18 protein-coding genes and 1 other RNA gene are annotated in these 20,610 nt (G+C 48.2%); 4 read left to right on the forward strand and 15 right to left on the reverse strand.

Annotated features, from left to right (window positions below):
- Positions 1-85: 85 nt before the first annotated feature.
- From ftsZ to rsmI, 15 genes are all read right to left on the reverse strand, one after another.
- Complete coding sequence (gene ftsZ, locus AKJ31_RS10075) at positions 86-1,321, reverse strand: cell division protein FtsZ (protein WP_053408967.1); 1,236 nt, start codon at positions 1,319-1,321, stop codon at positions 86-88.
- Between the two features lie 30 nt (positions 1,322-1,351).
- Positions 1,352-2,614, reverse strand: a complete 1,263-nt coding sequence (gene ftsA, locus AKJ31_RS10080; RefSeq protein ID WP_053408968.1) for a cell division protein FtsA — start codon at positions 2,612-2,614, stop codon at positions 1,352-1,354.
- Entirely contained in the window at positions 2,607-3,389 is a 783-nt protein-coding gene (locus AKJ31_RS10085) for a cell division protein FtsQ/DivIB (RefSeq protein ID WP_053408969.1), read from the reverse strand. Before AKJ31_RS10085 ends, ftsA begins: the two co-directional genes overlap by 8 nt.
- 183 nt (positions 3,390-3,572) lie before the next feature.
- A complete protein-coding gene (murC, locus tag AKJ31_RS10090; RefSeq protein WP_053408970.1) occupies positions 3,573-5,033 on the reverse strand; it encodes a UDP-N-acetylmuramate--L-alanine ligase in 1,461 nt (486 codons plus the stop codon).
- Positions 5,034-5,045: 12 nt separating this feature from the next.
- Positions 5,046-6,107 (reverse strand): undecaprenyldiphospho-muramoylpentapeptide beta-N-acetylglucosaminyltransferase, encoded by a 1,062-nt coding sequence (murG, locus tag AKJ31_RS10095; protein ID WP_053409098.1) that lies wholly within the window; start codon positions 6,105-6,107, stop codon positions 5,046-5,048.
- The gene (gene ftsW / locus AKJ31_RS10100; RefSeq protein WP_053408971.1) at positions 6,094-7,293 is read right to left on the reverse strand and encodes a cell division protein FtsW; all 1,200 of its coding nucleotides are present in this window, start codon (positions 7,291-7,293) and stop codon (positions 6,094-6,096) included. Before ftsW ends, murG begins: the two co-directional genes overlap by 14 nt.
- Before the next feature lie 14 nt (positions 7,294-7,307).
- Complete coding sequence (murD, locus tag AKJ31_RS10105) at positions 7,308-8,627, reverse strand: UDP-N-acetylmuramoyl-L-alanine--D-glutamate ligase (protein ID WP_211263053.1); 1,320 nt, start codon at positions 8,625-8,627, stop codon at positions 7,308-7,310.
- 21 nt (positions 8,628-8,648) lie between these two features.
- On the reverse strand, positions 8,649-9,731 hold the full coding sequence (gene mraY / locus AKJ31_RS10110; RefSeq protein ID WP_053408973.1) for a phospho-N-acetylmuramoyl-pentapeptide-transferase: 1,083 nt from the start codon (positions 9,729-9,731) through the stop codon (positions 8,649-8,651).
- Positions 9,728-11,086, reverse strand: a complete 1,359-nt coding sequence (locus tag AKJ31_RS10115) for a UDP-N-acetylmuramoyl-tripeptide--D-alanyl-D-alanine ligase (protein WP_053408974.1) — start codon at positions 11,084-11,086, stop codon at positions 9,728-9,730. The genes mraY and AKJ31_RS10115 overlap by 4 nt, the downstream gene beginning before the upstream one ends.
- Positions 11,083-12,567: a UDP-N-acetylmuramoyl-L-alanyl-D-glutamate--2,6-diaminopimelate ligase gene (gene murE / locus AKJ31_RS10120; RefSeq protein ID WP_053408975.1), complete on the reverse strand. Its 1,485-nt coding sequence runs from the start codon at positions 12,565-12,567 to the stop codon at positions 11,083-11,085. The genes AKJ31_RS10115 and murE overlap by 4 nt, the downstream gene beginning before the upstream one ends.
- A gap of 12 nt (positions 12,568-12,579) precedes the next feature.
- Positions 12,580-14,307 (reverse strand): penicillin-binding transpeptidase domain-containing protein, encoded by a 1,728-nt coding sequence (locus tag AKJ31_RS10125; protein WP_053408976.1) that lies wholly within the window; start codon positions 14,305-14,307, stop codon positions 12,580-12,582.
- Positions 14,304-14,621 (reverse strand): cell division protein FtsL, encoded by a 318-nt coding sequence (gene ftsL / locus AKJ31_RS10130; protein ID WP_053408977.1) that lies wholly within the window; start codon positions 14,619-14,621, stop codon positions 14,304-14,306. The genes AKJ31_RS10125 and ftsL overlap by 4 nt, the downstream gene beginning before the upstream one ends.
- A 6-nt stretch (positions 14,622-14,627) precedes the next feature.
- The gene (gene rsmH / locus AKJ31_RS10135; protein WP_053408978.1) at positions 14,628-15,578 is read right to left on the reverse strand and encodes a 16S rRNA (cytosine(1402)-N(4))-methyltransferase RsmH; all 951 of its coding nucleotides are present in this window, start codon (positions 15,576-15,578) and stop codon (positions 14,628-14,630) included.
- A gap of 180 nt (positions 15,579-15,758) precedes the next feature.
- An RNA gene (gene rnpB, locus AKJ31_RS10760) (RNase P RNA component class A) lies at positions 15,759-16,188 on the reverse strand.
- 121 nt (positions 16,189-16,309) lie between these two features.
- Positions 16,310-17,176 carry a 16S rRNA (cytidine(1402)-2'-O)-methyltransferase gene (gene rsmI / locus AKJ31_RS10140; RefSeq protein ID WP_053408979.1) on the reverse strand — a complete coding sequence of 289 codons (867 nt, stop codon included), beginning with the start codon at positions 17,174-17,176 and terminating at the stop codon, positions 16,310-16,312.
- Between the two features lie 63 nt (positions 17,177-17,239).
- On the opposite strand from rsmI, the gene AKJ31_RS10145 reads away from it, so the two are divergent.
- From AKJ31_RS10145 to AKJ31_RS10160, 4 genes are read left to right on the forward strand one after another with little or no spacing between them, the layout of a single operon-like run.
- Complete coding sequence (locus tag AKJ31_RS10145) at positions 17,240-19,054, forward strand: penicillin-binding protein activator (protein ID WP_083439970.1); 1,815 nt, start codon at positions 17,240-17,242, stop codon at positions 19,052-19,054.
- On the forward strand, positions 19,044-19,406 hold the full coding sequence (locus AKJ31_RS10150; RefSeq protein WP_053408981.1) for a YraN family protein: 363 nt from the start codon (positions 19,044-19,046) through the stop codon (positions 19,404-19,406). The genes AKJ31_RS10145 and AKJ31_RS10150 overlap by 11 nt, the downstream gene beginning before the upstream one ends.
- Before the next feature lie 3 nt (positions 19,407-19,409).
- Positions 19,410-20,000, forward strand: coding sequence for a phosphoheptose isomerase (locus AKJ31_RS10155; protein ID WP_053408982.1), 591 nt, complete (start codon positions 19,410-19,412; stop codon positions 19,998-20,000).
- A gap of 3 nt (positions 20,001-20,003) precedes the next feature.
- Complete coding sequence (locus tag AKJ31_RS10160) at positions 20,004-20,582, forward strand: BON domain-containing protein (RefSeq protein ID WP_053409099.1); 579 nt, start codon at positions 20,004-20,006, stop codon at positions 20,580-20,582.
- The last annotated feature ends 28 nt before the right edge of the window (positions 20,583-20,610 follow it).

Consider the following 20,610-nt stretch of genomic DNA (forward strand, 5'->3'; position numbering starts at 1 on the left):
AATTGCTACAAATCACAGTCGATATGCAATATCGACTGTGAATCCTACCACAATTTTGAACAGTGTCAAATTGTGTGCTTTTTAATTAATCAGCCTGACGACGTAAGAATGCAGGGATATCTAAGTAGCCGCTTTCTTTGTCTGCTTTAGGAGCCGCGCTTTGACCTGCTCCCGAGCTTGTCGGTGTTGTCGTCGTTTGCTGAGTTGCCGGTTGAGGTTTCTCATGCAAAGTTGGTGCCGGTTTCTCTTCCACTTTGTTTACGCTAACTTGAGGAGCTGGCGCTGCTTGTGGTTGAGTCTGTGGCTGAGCGACAGGAGCAACCTTCGCTTTACCACCCGCTACCAATGTAATATCAGGCTTTTTCTCGTTACCGATACCAGTTGCTACAACTGTTACGCGAATTTCATCCGCCATATCTGGGTCTAGAGAAGTACCAATTACCACTGTTGCATTGTCAGACGCGAATGCTTTCACTGTATTACCTACAGTTTCGAATTCATCCAGACGCATATCTAAACCAGCAGTAATGTTAACAAGCACACCGCGAGCACCCGCTAGATCAATATCTTCTAGCAGTGGGCTAGAAATTGCCATTTCTGCCGCTTCTTCAGCTCGGTCTTCGCCTTTCGCTACGCCACTACCCATCATCGCGTGACCCATTTCTGACATCACGGTTCTTACGTCCGCAAAGTCGACGTTGATCATGCCTGGGCGAGTGATTAGCTCGGCAATACCTTGAACTGCATTTTTAAGTACATCGTTCGCGCTTGCAAAAGCTTCTAGTAAAGTGATGCCGCGGCCAAGTACTTTGAGTAGCTTTTCGTTTGGAATGGTAATCAAAGAGTCAACGTGCTTAGACAGCTCTTCAATACCTTGCTCAGCGAAAGCTAAACGTTTTTTACCTTCAAAGCTAAATGGCTTCGTCACTACAGCGACAGTAAGAATGCCCAGCTCTTTTGCTACTTCTGCAATCACAGGAGCAGCACCAGTACCTGTACCGCCGCCCATACCAGCTGCGATAAACACCATATCGGCGCCGTTTAGCTCTTCTTTAATTTGATCGCGGTTTTCGAGAGCAGCGTCACGTCCTACTTGAGGATTCGCGCCAGCACCAAGACCTTTAGTGATATCACCACCAATTTGAATCACACTGTTTACGCTTGTTTTACGAAGTGCTTGCGCATCAGTGTTAATGCTGATGAATTCCACACCTTCGATGGATTCACGCACCATGTGTTCAACGGCGTTGCCGCCACCGCCACCAACTCCAACGACTTTGATTACCGCATCGTCAGACATTTCCATCATCGGTTCAAACATGTGTTATCTCCGTTTTTCCTGCTGCTCAGGTTAAAACTCTTTCTGTATCCAATTGCGCAAGCGCCCAAATAAACTAGTCACTGAAGAACGAGTTGGCTCGTTGTATTCCGTTTCTTCGTTAATTTGGCTATCACGTGCGTAATGGAGTAAACCAACTGCCGTAGAATGATACGGCTCTTTTACGTAATCTGTTAAGCCGCTAACCTCTAGTGGCTTGCCGACTCTAACTTGGTTGCGGAAAACGCGTTCCGCACACTCTACCAAACCTTCAATTTGTGCTGCACCACCAGTGAGAACAACACCAGCCGCTAAATGATGCTTGATACCCTCATCACGTAGCTTCTCTTGAACAGTATCGATAGTTTGGTTAACTAACCCCATAAGCTCAGTATAACGAGGCTCAATCACTTCAGACAATGTCTGTCTTTGTAAGCTTCTCGATGGTCGCCCACCAACACTTGGGACGTTAACCGTATCGTCCTTGCTGACTAGCTCACTAAGAGCGCAGCCATATTTTACTTTAATCTCTTCCGCGTCACTAACTGGCGTACCAAAAGCAAATGCGATATCGCTGGTTACTGCATTACCAGCATAAGAGAACACTTCTGTGTGACGAAGTGCGCCACCAGTCCAAATGGACACATCCATCGTACCAGCACCGATATCGACCACACATACACCTAGCTCACGTTCATCTTCAGTAATCACTGCGTTACTAGCGGCTAAGCCAGAGTAAACCAAATGTTCAACCTTAAGCCCACAACGCTCTACGGCTTTTATGATGTTTCTCGCCATATCATTGTGGCAAGAGATAAGGTGCACGCTAACTTCCATACGTACACCTGATAAACCTAGTGGATTTTTGATACCTTCCTGGTAATCAATGGTAAATTCCTGGGGAATAACGTGCAAAATGCGCTGCTCGTCACCTATTTTAATTGACTTCGCAGTATGAATCGCACGGTCCATATCTTCTTGAGAAACTTCCTCGTCAGAAATGGTTCCCATACCTTTTTCAATTCGGCTCGCAATATGGCGACCAGAAATGGAAATATACACGTTGCTGATTTGGCATTCCGCCATCAACTCCGCTTGGTCCACCGCTCGTTGAACGGACTTTACCACCGACTCTAGGTCGTTCACGCCACCTTTATCCATCCCGCGAGATGGGCTGCTACCGGCACCAATAATATTGATTTGACCATCAGGCAAAACTTCGCCTACTAGAGCCGATACGGTCGCAGTGCCTATATCAAGACCAACAATAATGTTGTCATCAGCGGTCTTAGTCATCTGTGTTCTCTTGTTCTAACTCTTGTTGAGGAAACCATCCTATTGAGGCTCCCGTATCATACCTGAGGTCGATGTAACTCACCCGCTCGGTGGTACTACCTAAATTCTTATATAAAGCAAAGAAGCGTTCGATACGCTCCTCTAATGATTCTTTGCCTAACTCAAGGCGAATGCCGTTATCCAGGATAATTTGCCAAGCACGTCTATCATTGAGCACTAATGAGGAGATCGATAAGCCTATCGCCTCAAATTTGTGCTCCAAGTCACGCCAAACCGTCAGAACTTCTTGGGTTGTCCCGTCTGGCCCGTACAATTTGACATGCTCTTCTTCCAATTCACCGATATCGCCATTAAATATCTCGCCCGTAGCGTTCAGCAAAGCATTACCATTCCAGATGGCTTCCGCTTGATGCTCGGTCAAAAAAACTTTAACGGTGTCTGGCCATTGCTTGCGAATGGACGCATGCGCCACCCAAGGGATCGACTCGGCTACTTTTTGCAATACGCTCACGTCTTGCGACATAAAAGTGCCAACGTGCTCTAAACGTGCAAACGCGCTCTGAACATCATTAGCTGACACGTAGTGCAAATCACCCTGAAGTACGATTTTGGACAGTGGGAGACGTTGATCATCCCACATCCATGAAATTGTTGAGTGTAGGAGTGAGCCTATCAACAACAAAACCACCAGCAAAAAGCAGCCTCCGACAGCATGCTCTCTTACTAGTGGATTAGAAGTAAAACGAGGGCCTTCATTAAAAGCACTTTTAATCAAAGTCCATTTTCCTTGCCATTAGCTCGTAAACCTATCTCTAATCTCACACTCGTATCGGAGGAAAAGCATTGACTTTAACCTCCGGATTATACTGGTGAGATCGAAAGTATCAAACACAGAAATTGAGAAATCCGCACTTAGTATGCAATAAGTGTGTTAATTTCCCAAAATCCTGACTTTGAGTTACGCCTTGCGCATCTTATCGATATTTAACTCAAAAGCCGCCAGCTGTTTTGCCACTTTACCAACATCGCCAGCACCTTGTGTAAGTACAAGATCACCATCTTGTAAAACATTTGCGAGAACAGACGGTAATGACTTGCTATCAGGAACAAAGATTGGGTCCAATTTACCGCGTCCGCGGATAGTGCGACATAGTGCTCGACCATCAGCTCCCGGAATTGCTTTTTCACCCGCCGCGTAGACATCCAACATGATAAGCACGTCGACTTGGTCCAGTACATTGGCAAAGTCATCATACAAATCACGAGTACGGCTGTATCGGTGAGGTTGGAAAATCATCACCAAACGCTTGTCCGCCCAACCATTGCGCGCAGCTTGAATAGTCACGTCGACTTCTGTTGGGTGGTGACCGTAATCATCCACTAACATCACTTGGCCGTTACCCGTATCAAACTCACCAAGGTGGTCAAAACGGCGACCTGTACCTTGAGTACCCGCCATAGCACGTAGAATCGCTTCGTCAGAAATATCATCTTCAGTCGCAACAGCAATCGCCGCAGAAGCATTCAACGCATTGTGACGACCCGGGATATTCAATGTGATATCGAGGTCAGCTTTGTCTTTACGAATAACAGTAAATTTACCTTGTTGGCCTTCTTGGCGGTAATTTGTAATACGAACGTCTGCATCTTCAGAAAAACCGTAGGTAATAACCTGACGGCTGACTTGTGGAATCAGTTCACGTACCACAGGATCGTCGACACACATGATCGCCTGACCGTAAAACGGCAGGTTATGTAGGAAATCGATGAAAGTTTGTTTGAGCGTCTCGAAGTCTCCGCCATAGGTGTCCATATGGTCCGCTTCGATGTTGGTAACAATGCTCACCATAGGCTGAAGATGAAGGAAAGACGCATCGCTTTCGTCTGCTTCAGCAATCAAAATACGGCTAGAGCCCAAACGAGCATTCGTGCCTGCGCTCTTCACCAAGCCACCGTTAACAAACGTTGGATCAAGACCAGCTTCTGAATAAATTTGTGTGACCAATGCGGTTGTGGTGGTTTTACCGTGCGTACCTGCAACGGCAATACCGTGACGGAATCGCATCAGTTCCGCGAGCATTTCTGCGCGTCGAACAACCGGCGTTCTTGCTGCGCGCGCCGCTTTAATCTCAGGGTTGTTTTCATTGATCGCTGTTGAGACAACAACAACGCTCGCTTGCGCGACGTTTTGCTCTTGGTGGCCGATGTAAACTGTTGCGCCCTTTTCAACTAAGCGTTGAGTCACTGGGTTTTCAGCAATATCAGAGCCCGTGATTTGGTAGCCTTCGTTTAGCAGGACTTCGGCGATACCGCTCATACCCGCGCCACCGATGCCGATAAAGTGAATGCATTTAACACGGCGCATTTCCGGCACCATCGCTCTAATTTGAGCCAAATCTTGTGTATGTTGAACAGTCATTAATGTTTCTCGTTATTTTGTAAGCTCGATAATCGCATCGGCAACAACTTGATCCGCGTCGAGTTTAGCCGCTTGACGAGCTTTGCTCGCCATCGTCATTAACGCCGGACGGTCTAGTGCCTGAATGGCCGTTGCTAGCTTTTCTGCAGTCAGCTCTGGTTGTTCGATCATTTGCGCGGCACCGCAATCAACCAGATGGTCCGCATTAAGCGCTTGCTGTCTGTCTTTGTGCATAAATGGAATAAAGATAGCGCCTACGCCAGCCGCAGACACCTCGGACACCGTTAAAGCACCCGAGCGACATACTAGTAGGTCAGCCCACTGATAAGCCGCAGCAACATCATCAATAAATTCCATTGTTTCAGCGTTAGTTACGTTTGCATCTGCGTATGCTTGCGCGACTTCTTGCTGATTATTTTTACCTGCTTGGTGACGGATTTCATACCCATCACCTAACTTAGCCATGACTTCTGGCAAAGTACGATTGAGGATTTGTGCCCCCTGACTGCCGCCCATCACCAGAATACGAATCTTATCATCTCGGTCAGCTAAGCGCTGTTCTGGAGCTGCAATCGCGACCACGTCTTCACGCACTGGGTTACCAACCACCTCTGCAGTTGGAAAAGCACCAGGGAAAGCTTGAAACACTTTCTTGGCGATCTTAGATAACCACTGATTAGTTAGGCCAGCAACCGCATTTTGCTCGTGCAGCACCACCGGGATACCAAGACTCCACGCCGCAATTCCACCCGGTCCACTAACATAACCACCCATGCCTAATACCGCATCTGGCTTCCAGCGTTTCATATGCGCTCGCGCCTGCATGATGGCGTTGACGATTTGAAATGGTGCCTTAATTAGACGTGCAAAACCTTGACCTCGAAGACCTTTTACTTTGATAAAGTCGATCTCAATACCGTGCTTCGGCACCAAATCGGCTTCCATTCGATCTGCGGTTCCTAACCAACGGATTTGCCAACCTTGCTGCTGAAGTTTCTTGGCCACGGCAAGTCCTGGGAAAACGTGTCCCCCCGTTCCACCCGCCATAACCATCAATCTTTTATTTGTTTTCATCTGCATCTTTCTGTTCTTGTTCGACGCCTTCGTCTTGGAGTCGGCATTCATGGTCTATGCGCAATAATATCGATACCGCGACAGACATGATGATTAAACTGGAACCACCGTAACTGATCAGTGGCAATGTCAGACCTTTGGTTGGCACCATACCAGACGCCGCACCAACGTTGACCAAAGTCTGAAATGCGAACCAGATACCGATACCGAACGCGAGGTAACCACCAAATAATTGGTCGTGTTCAAACGCCTTCCTACCGATCAAAATGGCTTTAATCACCAGACTAAAAATTAATACCAGCGCCAATACCACGCCAACAAAACCGAGTTCTTCAGCCAGTACTGCAAAAACGAAATCGGTGTGTGCTTCTGGTAAGTATTCGAGTTTTTGAATCGAGTTACCTAACCCCTGACCGAACCACTCGCCGCGACCAAACGCCATCAGTGACTGAGTCAACTGGTAGCCGCTACCAAACGGGTCGTCCCAAGGGTCAAGAAAGGAAGTAACACGACGCCAACGGTAGGGTTCAAAATAGATAAGCGCCGATACTGCGCTTAAGCCCACCACCATTAAGGCTAGGAATTGGGTCAACTTAGCACCGGCGATAAATAACATACCAAAGAGCGTCACCAGCATCACGACCACAGTACCTAAGTCCGGTTGCAGTAAGAGCAAGAGTGCTAGGGTTGCGAATACAATGATTGGTTTAATAAAGCCACCAAAGAAACTCGACCTCACTTCTTCACTTTTACGCACCAAATAACCGGACATAAAGATAAACAGCGATAGCTTTGCCACCTCGGCTGGCTGCAAGTTGAACAGTCCCAACGGAATCCACCGTGATGCACCGTTCACCGATTTACCAGCCACCAACACGATGAACAGTAAACCCACAGAGATCAGCAGCAGCCACATGCTGTATTGGAACCAACGCCTAAGCGGGATTTGTAGTACTAATGACGAGACGCCAATCGCGAGAATTAAGAACACCGCGTGGCGAAACATAAAGTGAAACGGCTGGTCGGTTAAACGAGAACTGATCGGAAACGATGCAGACGTCACCATCACTAGTCCCATCAGCATCAGGCCTAGTGAAATCCATACGAGTTGTCTGTCATAGAGCGCACTCGGTGAAGGTGTGGTTACCCAACGTTTTACGCTGTCAAATAGGTTCTGTAAGTACATAGTTTCCGATTAGATTAAGCGTAAACCTTCGCGAGTTCAGTAAATGCGTCGCCACGAGCCATAAAGTTGCTAAACTGGTCAAAGCTCGCACAAGCAGGAGACAGTAACACCATATCGCCATTTTCCAATTGCGGCGCCAACCATTCGATGATCTCACTCATGGTATCAAAACGTTTCGCACTGCTGTGTAGTAGCATAAACTGCTCGGCATCCTCACCAAAACAGCACAGCTGTAAGTTCAACTTGGCAAATACGGGGGACAACTCAGAAAAGTCTGCGCCTTTACCCACTCCGCCCACCAGTAAATAGAGTTTGCCCTGCAGCGAAATGCCAGATAACGCCGCGAGTGTACTCGCAACATTGGTAGCTTTGGAGTCGTTGACCCACTTTACCCCACGATTATCAGCAACAACCTGACACCGGTGTGTCAGACCGCTGTAAGACTTAAGTGCATCTAAACCCTGAGTAAAATCGATCCCGGCTTCAGACAGTAATGCCAGCACAACCAACACATTCGCGATATTGTGTCGACCAACCATCGCCAACTCATCACAGGCAAGAATGGCTTCGCCATCACGACAGATGAACTCCCGGTCTTGTTTTAACTTGAGACTAAACCGCGTATCTGAAGAGAGGCTAAACTCGACTAACTTACCGCTAATCTGGTCAGGGTAAGTCGCTTTATCATCAGCGTTAACCACGCATGAATCCGCGTGTTGGAAAATACGCAATTTGGCTTGGCGATAATCCTCCATGCCGTCGTAGCGGTCCATGTGGTCTTCAGATAGGTTGAGAAAAGCGGCTGCGGTCAGTTTAAGCGACGAAGTGGTTTCTAGTTGAAAGCTCGACAATTCGAGCACGTAAAGGTCGGCATCTTGATCAAGTAAATCCAGCGCTGGCACACCGATATTGCCGCCTACACCAACTTTCAGTCCAGACGCTTTTGCGACCACACCCGTCAAGTCGGTAACCGTACTCTTACCGTTTGATCCCGTAATAGCGATAACGGGTTTATCGACTTGCCAAGCAAACAGTTCGATATCACCGACAACGGGAATATCTGCGCGCAACACTTGCTGAATTTCAGGGGTAGCAAGCGCGATACCTGGGTTAGTGACAACCAGATCGGCGGCGAGTAACCAATCGAGATTCCAGCTGCCAGAGTGCAGTTCTACCCCTTCCGGTAATTCATCTTTACCTGGTGGATTCGCGCGAGTGTCGATAACTTTGATCGTTAAATCTTGAGGCAATTTCGCAAGGTATTTAACGACAGAGAGCCCGGTAATACCGAGCCCTACTACGACGACACTATGAATATCTTGCCAACGATTCATGGTCATAAAATAACTGTATCCTTAACGTACTTTTAGCGTCGCTAAACCGATCAGAACAAGAACGATGGAAATGATCCAAAAACGCACGATAACACGTGGTTCTGGCCAACCTTTCAGTTCATAGTGATGGTGAATCGGTGCCATGCGGAAAATGCGTTGTCCACGCAACTTGTACGAACCCACCTGTAAAATCACCGACAGTGTTTCCATCACGAACACGCCGCCCATGATCACCAAAACAAATTCCTGACGAACCAATACTGCAATCGTACCGAGCGCACCGCCGAGTGCCAACGAGCCAACATCGCCCATAAACACTTGAGCTGGGTAAGTGTTAAACCAGAGGAAGCCTAAACCGGCACCAACGATTGCCGTACACACCACCACAAGCTCTGATGCTTGCGGTACATACGGAATGTGTAGGTAATTTGCAAAGTTAACGTTACCCGTCGCCCATGCGATCGCGGCAAAACCCGCTGAAACCAACACAGTAGGCATGATGGCCAAACCGTCTAGGCCATCGGTTAAGTTAACCGCGTTGCTGGTACCGACGATAACAAAGTAAGTCAGTACAATGTACATCAAACCAAGTTGCGGCATGATGTCTTTAAAAAACGGCACCACTAACTGCGTTGCAGCGGTATCTTTACCATGTGCATATAGAGCAAACGCCACGACTAGTGCGATCGCCGATTGCCAGAAATACTTCCAGCGTGCGATCAAACCATCGGTATTTTTGCGTACCACTTTACGATAGTCATCGACAAAACCGACTGCGCCGTAACCGACAAGAACGGTCAGTACCGCCCATACGTATGGGTTAGACAAATCCGTCCAAAGCAACACCGTTGTCACAATCGCGGTCAGGATCATAATCCCGCCCATGGTTGGCGTACCACGTTTGCTAAAGTGAGATTCTGGGCCTTCGTTACGAACTACCTGACCAATCTGCAGCATCTGCAGGCGGCGGATCATAATCGGCCCCATCCATAACGAGATACCTAGAGCAGTTAAGACACTGACAATCGCTCGAAATGACAGGTACTCGAACAAACGGAAGAATGAAAAATATGGCTGTAGCAGCTCTGCAAGCCAAATGATCATGAATATATCTCCTTTAAAGCAGCAACGATCTTGCTCATACCCGCACTGTTGGCGCCTTTGACCAGAAGCGTTTGAGGCTCTTGGTGCTGAGTCAATTGCTGCTTAACAAACTCAATCATACTGTCATGAGTATCGAAATGCTTACCCTCGCATACGTCACTGATCGCTTTCGCATCAGCACCATAGGTAAGCACGTGTTCAAAATTGAATGGGGCAGCATGTTCCCCGACTTGGCGGTGAAGTGCAAGACTTTCATCGCCCAACTCAGCCATATTACCTAAAATTAACCAACGAACGCCTTTGAAACCGTTCAATAGGTCTGCGGCGGCTTTCATTGCTGGCACGCTGGCGTTATAACTATCATCTATCAATTTGATATTTTCACTTAGGGCGACCGTTTCTACCCGGCCTTTTACTTTGGCTAAGTTAGCTAGTCCAAGTTGAATCATCTCTGTGGTCGCACCCAGCTCTAACGCTAGCGCCGTTGCCGCCAGTGCATTAGAAACATTGTGCACACCGATAATGCCTAACTTAACGGCGAACTCGTTATCTTGGGTCACTAGTACAAACGAAGCCTCACCATGCTCGTTCAACTGAATCTCGCGAGCAGAAAAGTCCGCTTGGTTTGAGTTCACCGAAAAAGTTTTGACCTGTTTATCAGCCAGTACTTGTTGCCAGTAGTCCCCGCCGTTGCTGTCCAAGTTAACCACCGCTACTGAGCCCGGTTTTAATCCTTGGTATATTTCGCCCTTCGCTTGCTTAACGCCATCTATCGAGCCAAAACCTTCTAAGTGCGCGGCTGCAACGTTGTTGACCAAAGCTACGTCCGGTTTGACCAATTGCGTGGTATAAGCGATTTCACCAATGTGATTCGCACCTAGTTCGATCACCGCAAAGTCGTCTTCTGGAGTCGAGCGGAGCAAGGTCAGCGGCACGCCAATATCGTTATTGAAGTTACCCGCGGTAAACAGTACCTGACCTTTTTGCGTCATGATACTCGCAACCATTTCTTTCACGGTGGTTTTGCCGCAGCTCCCGGTAATGGCGACAGTTGGTGTCTGGCAGACTTGATGAACAAACTGTCCCAGCAATCCCAGCGCAACCTTGGTATCTTTCACCAGCAACTGAGGCGTATTGGCGTCAATCGCTTTGCTGACTAATAGTGCGCTAGCGCCCGCCTCAACCGCTTTATCGGCAAAATCGTGGGCGTCAAAACGTTCACCGACTAATGCAACAAACAGTGAGCCAGACTCAATGGTTCTGGTATCGGTTGAAACTTTATCAATCGCAACATCATCGCCAATCAGCTGCGCATCGAGTACGTCAACTAACTGAGAAAGCATCAAGGTGATCATTGGCTCAGCTCCAATAGTTGCATTGCAGACTCTCGATCTGAGTAGTGTACCGTTTCTGTCGCCAGCACTTGATAATCTTCGTGTCCTTTACCTGCGAGCAAAATAATGTCGTTTTCACTGCTGTTGTTCAACGCATGTTGCAGCGCTTTAAAACGCTCGTGTTCGACAATTGCTGCGCTCGGCTGGTCCATACCCGCAAGCATATCTTGGACGATCAACTGAGGAGACTCGCTACGCGGGTTATCGTCCGTCAGAATCACTTTGTCGGCTAACCGTTCACCGATACTCGCCATCATTGGGCGCTTACCTGTATCTCGGTCCCCGCCGCAACCAAAAATTGCCCACAACTTGCCAGTACAATGCACACGCAGTGCTAGCAAGGCTTTTTCTAGTGCGTCAGGTGTGTGAGCATAATCGACGACAATTTTGGCTTTACCTTCGCGTTGGAACAGTTCCATGCGGCCAAGAACCGGTTTCAACTGGCTTGCTGACTCAATCAGTTGTTGCTTGTCAAAACCTAGCGCGAGTAGTGTAGCGAACGCAACCAATACGTTATTTGCGTTGAACTCACCGATTAGTGGTACGGTAAATTCACCGTCACCAAAGCTCCCCGTGAACGCAAGAGAGATCCCCTCTTCTGAGTACTCGACATGTTTAGCGTAAACCGCGTTTTTCGCCTGGGTTGGCTTAAGAGAGACTGCCAACGCATTGTCTAGCTGTTGTGCCCATTTTGCACCGACTGGGTCGTCGATATTGATCACCGGAGTTTCACAAAGGTGCTGAGTGAACAGTGACAGCTTAGCGCGTTCGTACTCTTCCATCGTGCCGTGGTAGTCGAGGTGATCTCGGCTGAGGTTGGTGAATACGCCGGCTTTAAATGGCAGTGTCTTAACCCTTCCTTGCACTAACCCATGCGAAGAAATCTCCATCGCGGTGTATTGCGCACCTTGCGCCTCTAACTCGGCCAACGTGTGCTGAATTTCAATTGCGCTGCCAGTTGTATTCGCCGCAGGTTGCAATGCGTCTAAGAAACCGTTCCCCGTCGTCCCCAACACAGCGGCACGTTGCTTAACGAGATCAAGCCACTGGGCGATGAGTTGAGTAATGGTGGTTTTGCCATTGGTACCTGTTACACCGATCAATTGCATTCTCTCAAGAGGATACAAACGTGCGGCCAGCGCAGACAGCTCTTTATCTAGCTCTTCAATGTAAACAACGGGAACATTACCTTGGGTCTCAACATGAGCATGGCAGTGGGTATCGCTCGCTTGGGCGATCACCGCATTAGCACCACGCTCGATAGCAGAAGCAATATAATCACGGCCATCTACCGCGTGACCTTTAATCGCAACAAACGTTGTGCCTTGAGTCACCTTTCGGCTATCTAATTCCAAATGAGAAACCATCACTTCATCGGCAGGCGTTGTCGGAAGTTCCGCCCACGGTTCGAGTAATGTCGAGAGTGTGAGTTGTTTAGACATAGAGTCTCTCAATTAATTATCTTTAAATCTGTTTTCGTCAGGCGCCACATTGAGTATTTGCAGCGTGCCTTTTAAAATTTCTGAGAACACAGGCCCCGCAACCGAACCGCCGTAGTAGTTATCACCTTGCGGTTCATTGACTACCACCACCAAAGCCACTCTTGGGTCACTTGCTGGAGCGATACCCGCGGTGTAAGCGAAATATTCATCGCCATAGCCACCAGCGATCGCTTTACGTGATGTACCTGTTTTTGCCGCCACGCGATATCCCGGAACCGCAGCTTTTGTCGCTGTACCGCCCGGTTGCGTAACCGTCTCAAGCATAGCAAGAACTTTACGTGCGTTCTCACGATCAATAACTTGTTTTGAGAAGTCTTGCTGATTGTTTTCAATAATATGAACTGGCTGGTACTTGCCTAAGTTACCCAGCGTGGCATAAGCATGCGCAAGTTGCAGAGGAGTAATGGTTAGACCATAACCAAACGAGAGCGTCGCGATCTCGAACTTCGACCAACGACGGCGGTTAGGGAAAATACCTTGAGTCTCACCAACGAGGTTCAAACCAGAAACCTGACCAAAACCGACCGAACTGTACATTCCCAGTAGCGCTTCTAACGGCATATCAAGAGCCAGCTTCGCCACACCGATGTTACTCGATTTTTTCAAAATGGTTGTAAGGTCGGCTTTACCTACTTTCGAAGTATCACGTACGCGGCTACCACCGATCTGCATGATCCCGCGGCCGGTATCGATAATGGTTTTATCGTTCGCGACTCCGTTCTCCAGCGCGGCGAGTACCACAAACGGTTTAATTGTCGAGCCTGGTTCAAACGCGTCGGTGATAACGCGGTTACGCATTTTCGCCGATTGTAGATCCGAGCGGTTATTCGGGTTGTAAGACGGAGCATTAACCATTGCCAATACTTCACCGGTCTTCACATCAAGAATCACTACCGAGCCAGAGGTCGCGCGGTAATCGGCCACGGCCTGCTTAATCGCTCGATAAGCGATCGCTTGGATACGTTGATCGATGGTTAATTGCAGCGGCTTGCCTTCTTCGCGCTCTTCTAGCGAGATATTTTCAACGACGCGGCCATAGCGGTCTTTACGGATAATGCGCTTGCCCGCTTCACCAGTAAGCCATTTGTCGTAGCTGCGCTCAACACCTTCCAGACCATGACCATCAATACCGGTCACACCGACTAAGTGAGCACTAACCTCACCTGCTGGGTAGTAACGACGAGACTCGGCTTTTAAGCCAATACCTGACAGTCGTAACTCACGAATGTAATGAGCCATAGCCGGGCTGACTTGGCGCTGAAGATAAATAAAGCGACGGGATTTATTGTCGTTAATCTTGTTGATCAGGTCGTCACGTTTTAGACCTAATACATCCGCGAGCGCGTGCCAACGGTCGATATCACGCAGGCCACCTTCTTTAAAGATGGTCACAGGGTCAGCCCATACGGCTTCGACAGGGACACTAACCGCAAGTGGCTCACCATTGCGGTCAGAGATAATACCTCGTGCAGAATGCAGGGTTTTCGCTCTAACAGAGCGCAGATCACCTTGCTTGATGAGATTATCGGGTTCGACAATTTGGATGTAACCGATACGACCAACTAAGGCGGCAAAAGCACAAAAAACAAAGAACAACACCAAATAAAAACGCCAACGAATCAACGTTACTGGTTGTTCTGCTTCCTGTTTCTTTACTGGTGTGACTTTTTTTGTGCTCATGGGAGATGAATAATAACTTCTTTATCTGATTCCGGACGCTTCATTTCCAGCTCGTCTTTTGCAACAGACTGAACGCGGCTATGTTCCGCCAGCGCCGTTTCTTCCAGTAGTAAGTTTCGCCACTCGCTATCCAAACGTTCGCGCTCAACAAGCGCTTGGTCTTTTTCAGTGATCGCCTGGCGCGTATGGTGAGTGGTAAACACCACGCCCATTGCGCTGGCAAAGATCAAAACCAATATGACAAGAGGAACTCGTCCCACTGTCAGTAGGTCAAGCGCTATCAATTTGGCTAAGTTGTGGGTCTGCTTACTCATTGGCGATTAGAGTTTTTCTGCGATACGTAATACTGAACTGCGGGAACGAGTATTGATTTCAATTTCTTGTTTTGACGGTTTGATCGCTTTGCCTACCGCTTTCAAATTCGCGCTACCCAGCGCTTTGATTTGTTCTTCGGTCAGAGGGATTCCGTGTGGCACTTCTGGGCCTTTGCTCTCTTTGCGAATAAAGCGTTTAACCATGCGATCTTCCAACGAGTGGAAACTGATCACTGACAGTCGACCTTGAGGAGCAAGAATACTCGCCGCGCCCTTCAGTGCGGTGTCAATTTCTTCCAACTCACTGTTGATGTAAATACGAAAAGCCTGAAAAGAACGAGTCGCCGGATGTTTTTTCTCTTTGAAGCTTTTCGGCGCTGCGTCTGAGATCAGTTTTGCCAATTGACCTGTACGCGTCAGTGGTTCATTTTCTTCGTTTTCACGATACGCCACGATAGCTTTAGCGATACGGCGAGCGTGTTTGTCTTCACCGAACTCACGAATCACCCAAGTAATGTCATCAAGATCCGCTTCCATCAACCACTGTGACACTGGGATACCTGATGTCGGGTCCATACGCATATCCAGCGGACCGTCTTTCATAAAACTAAAGCCTCGCTCGGCGTCGTCCAACTGAGGCGAAGAAACGCCCAAATCGAGAAGAACTCCGTCAACCTTACCGACTAGATCGTACTCTTGCGCGTATTCCGCCATACCAGAGAAAGGACCGTGAATAATGGTAAAACGCGGGTCATCGATTTTTTTAGCTTCTTCAATCGCTTGCGGGTCACGGTCGATACTGAATAAACGACCATTTTCACCAAGCTTGGATAGTATCTGACGACTATGACCACCACGACCGAATGTACCATCGATATACGTACCATCTGGTTTAATCGCCAGCCCATCGATTGATTCATGAAGTAATACAGAAATGTGTTTAAATGCTTCGGTCATAGTAATCTCGTTTCAGCGTCACGTAGCCGGACTCATCAGTGTACCCATTTGAAAGGTTATCGCCACCTGAATACGACAGCAACACGTGATTTTGCGCTAAGTTTAATGCTTGTAAATTAAATTTGGTCAATTAAAAGCAAAAAACCCATCATAACGGTGAAGTTACGATGGGTTTCGAATAGGTGGAGCCGACGTGTAAGCCGGGTTCTGTTCCGCTTGCGCGGCGGTAGCCATTCGTCTAGGCCAGCAATCGCTCACTGGCTCAAGCAACCTACCCGCCTCCTTACGCGAGCAACGCAATGTGGAGGCCTATTTGGTCTTGCTCCGGGTGGAGTTTACCCTGCAACGAACTGTTGCCAGTCGTCCGGTGCGCTCTTACCGCACCCTTTCACCCTTACCTGATCCCTTACGGGCCATCGGCGGTCTTCTCTCTGCTGCACTTGTCGTAGGCTTGCGCCCCCCAGGCGTTACCTGGCACCCTGCTCTATGGAGCCCGGACTTTCCTCCCCTTTGTCAGTCTCCCGAAGGACGTCAACGTCAGTCTCCCAAAGGACCTCAACGTCAGTCTCCCGAAGGACATCAACAAAGCAGCGACTACCCAGTCAACTCCGAGGGCGGATTGTATAGAGATTGGTGGGGTGTGTCTAGCGAGATCACAGATATGATGAAACAAACGCTTCAAATGGCGTTTTTTTATCCACCCCAAGCCACATTATGAGGTTAAGCGCGTTTTAATCTAGGTTTTCTAATCCCCACTTGTACAGCGCATTTTTCTTTAGATTGTAGATTTCAGCGGTGAGCGCGGCGGCTTTTTTCAGCGGCAGCTCTTTGGTCATGATCGACAAGGTACGTGTGACTTCATCTGGCAAAGCGTTGTCGTCATTGTTGGCGCGGTAGCCGTGGATCAGTAACGCCATCTCACCTTTCTGTTGGTTTTCATCGGAACTTACCCATTCAACCAGCTCTCCTAACGGCATACCTTGGATAGTCTCAAAAGTCTTGGTCAGTTCACGCGCCAACACAACTTCGCGATCTGGGCCGAGGATCTCAAGCATATCCGCCAAAGAGTCTAAAATGCGATGTGGCGATTCATAAAAGATACAGGTGCGCTCTGCTTTGGCGATTTCTAGGAACTTGTCTTTGCGACCTTTGCTTTTCGCTGGCAAAAAGCCTTCAAAGCTAAAGCGATCCGACGGCAATCCAGACGCGCTCAATGCAGTAACGACAGCACACGCGCCAGGAAGTGGCACAACTTTAACGCCCGCCTGACGACACTGCGTCACAAGATGGTATCCTGGGTCACTAATGAGTGGGGTACCCGCGTCAGAAACCAGTGCAATCGAGTTTCCTGCTTTAAGTTTCTCAACTAATACTTGCGCTTTTTGCTGCTCGTTATGATCATGGAGCGCAAAGGTTTTAGTTTGAATACCGAAGTGAGATAGTAGCTTACCTGTATGACGAGTATCTTCAGCTGCAATTAGATCAACGTTAGATAACACGTCCAATGCTCGTTGAGTGATATCGCCTAAATTGCCGATTGGAGTTGGCACAATGTAGAGAGTTGGGATCTCTGTTGGTAAGGTTTTGTTATCTGTCATTTGTTTACCATCACTTCAACGATTAATATAGACACAATTTTATACGGAATTAAGTAAGAACTCATGGCCATGAAAAACCATAAGCGACTCAGTGTAACACGCTTACTCTCTCCTGTAGCCCTTGCTGTTGCATTGACAGCGTGTTCAACGTCACCATCAACCAGCCAGCGAGTTGATATTACTCTCGCTCCGAATCAACCGACGCAAACTTACCTGATGCGTGCCGACAGCACGACAGGAAGTCAACAAAACGACTGGTTGATCATGGCGTTAAAAGCGTCTGTTGAAGCGGGTGACGTTACGCAAGCAGAATTATTGGTGAAACGCCTTGCTCGCCAATCTCTAACCGAAACTCAACAAGCAGAGTGGCAACTGACGCGCGCAGAGCTGTTGATTAAGCAGGACAAACAAGATGACGCACTCGAGCTGCTGAACTTCCGTCCCGAGTGGCAATTGCCACAACAACAGTGGAAAGAATACCATCAGCTCCGTGCATCTCTGTACACCGCTCAAGGTAACTTCTACGAAGCGGCGCGTGAATTGACGTTCGAAAGCCAGTTTACAGCGCAGTCAGAGCAGCAGTTTATCTCGAACAGCATCTGGAACAACCTGACGCAATACTCTGCAGCGCAACTGGAGTCATTGAGTACACAAACCTCTGACGCGGTGCTCGCAGGTTGGGTGCAACTCGCAACGTATAGCAAAAAATACTCTCACTCGTTGTCTCAACTGCAAGCAACGTTTGAAAACTGGCTAGCGGCAAATCCAACGCACCCAGCGGCGAAATATACACCTCAAGCGATCAGCGACATCCTTTCGCTAGAAATGGTAAAACCGGTTAACACCGCTCTATTACTACCGTTGTCGGGCAAGTTTGCTAAGCAAGCACAGTTGATTCGCGATGGTTTCATGCTGGAACTGATGAACGATAAAGAGCGTGATGAAAACGCAACACTGACTGTGATAGATACCAACGCGATTACAATTCCTCAGCTTGAACAGCAATTGATTGAAAAGAATATCGACTTTATCGTAGGTCCGCTGATCAAAGACAACATTGAGAAGCTGCAAAAAGCAGAAGAGAACTTTGCACAACCTGTTCCTATGCTAGCGCTGAACATTCCAGAGGAAATCGAACCTAACGTCAGCACTTGCTACCTTGCTCTCTCTCCAGAGCAGGAAGTCACACAAGCGGCTAAACACTTAGCGGCGGAAGGATACCAGTACCCACTGATTCTTGCTCCACAAGGCCGCCTTGGTGAACGTGTGGTTGAAGCATTTGAACAAGAGTGGACAAAACACAGTTCAAACAAAGTGGCAGTTAACCTGTTTGGTGACAAGCGCCAACTGCAACGTAACATCAATAAAGTCTTTGGCTTGCAAGAGAGCCAGCAAAATATCGCGCAAATGAACTCACTGCTGCGCGCACCGCTTGAGAGTCAGCCTAGAAGCCGACGCGATATTGACGCGGTTTACATTGTTGCCAGCAACGCAGATCTGACTCTGATCAAGCCGTTTATCGAAGTCGCCATTAACCCAGATACAATGCCGCCGAAGCTGTTCTCAAACTCGCGCAGTAACACCAGTCGTCATCAATATGAAGACTTAACAGGCGTAACCTACAGCGACATCCCATTGCTTATCCATCCAGATGCGGCGTTAAAAGCGCAAATGGAAGAGTTGTGGCCAAAAGGCTCTTACGCTGAGATGAGACTGCAAGCACTTGGTATGGACGCGTATCGTCTGACAGAGCACCTACCACAGATGAAAGTCGTACCAAGCTACACAATTGACGGTAACACAGGTATTTTATCCATTGACGAAAACTGTGTCGTTCAACGTGAGATCAGTTGGGCCGAACACGGTTATGTTCAATAGACGCGCCAAAGGCCAACATTACGAAGCCGCAGCAGAAAAACATCTCTCTGCTTGCGGCCTCGTGTTAATTGAGCGAAACTTTCACACCAAAAGTGGAGAGTTAGACCTGATAATGCGCGATGGCCCAACCACAGTGTTTGTCGAAGTTCGTTACCGAAATAGTCAAACCTATGGCCATGCAGCCGAAACGGTCACCCACCACAAAGCTCAAAAGCTTTATAAAGCCGCCAATATTTGGCTGATGAAGCAAGGCAAGTCCATCTATTCAACAGATATCCGCTTTGACGTCGTCGCTATCCATCGCCAAGGACAGCAAGTAGAGTGGATTAAAAACGCAATAACTCAAGGATAATCGATGCTCGATAGCATTAAAGACAGTTTCAAAGAAAGTATTCAGATCCAAATAGCAGCAGCGGAAGCACTGCCAGATGCTATCACCCATGCAGCACAGGCGATGGTCGTGAGCTTGCTCAACGGCAATAAAATTCTCTGCTGCGGTAACGGGGGCTCCTCGTCGAATGCTCAGCAGTTTGTCTCTTGCTTACTCAACCGCTTTGAAACCGAACGCCCTAGCTTGCCAGCAATGGCACTAACCGCCGACAACACCACTCTGACTGCGGTCGCGAACGACTACCATTATGAAGAAATCTTTTCCAAACAAGTTCGTGCATTTGGTCAGACTGGCGATATTCTACTCGCCATTTCAACCAGCGGTAACAGCAAAAACGTGATTAAAGCGATGGAAGCAGCGGTCACTCGCGACATGACCATCATCGCACTGACCGGCAAAGACGGCGGCGAGATGGCAGGGTTATTGGGTGAGAATGATGTTGAAATTCGCATCCCGTCTCACAGAACCGCAAGAATTCATGAAGTGCATATGGTGACACTTCACTGCTTGTGCGATCTTATTGACCAAGTGCTATTCCCAACCCACGAAGAGTAAATGATGACGCTACTGAGAGCCATAGTCCTGAGCTTTTTCGCCCTGTCTGTCACTGGTTGTGCAGGCTTGTTTGTTGCGGGCGCAGCGACGACAGCGAATATCGTCACGGACCCTAGAACCACCAAAGAAATTTGGAATGACAGTAACCTCGAATTGGAAATTATGGGGTTGGCGAATAAGCCTCCGTTCCGTACCGACACCCGTGTTACGGCCAGCTCTTACAACGGAACCGTGATTCTCATCGGTCAAGCCGCAACTGAAGACCTCAAGACTCAATTTGGAGAAAAAGCTCGTCAGGTTAAAGGTGTCTCTACAGTTTACAACCAACTCAAGGTTAAGCGACCATTGTCGATGGGTAACATCAGTCACGACAGTTGGATCACGACCAAAGTGAAATCGGCCCTATTGGCGAAGTCTGAACTTAACGGCGTAAAAGTCTCAGTGATTACCGAAGATAACGAAGTTTACTTGCTAGGCTATGTGTCTCGAGAGCACGCAGATATCGCCGCTGAAGTGGCACGAAACATCTCTGGAGTGAAGCAGGTAATCAAGGCGTTTCAATATGGCGATGAGCGGCCTTAAATAAAGTTTCAAGTAAGAAAAAAGCAGC

Source organism: Vibrio hepatarius (assembly GCF_001274785.1).
GTDB classification, from domain to species: Bacteria; Pseudomonadota; Gammaproteobacteria; order Enterobacterales; family Vibrionaceae; genus Vibrio; species Vibrio hepatarius.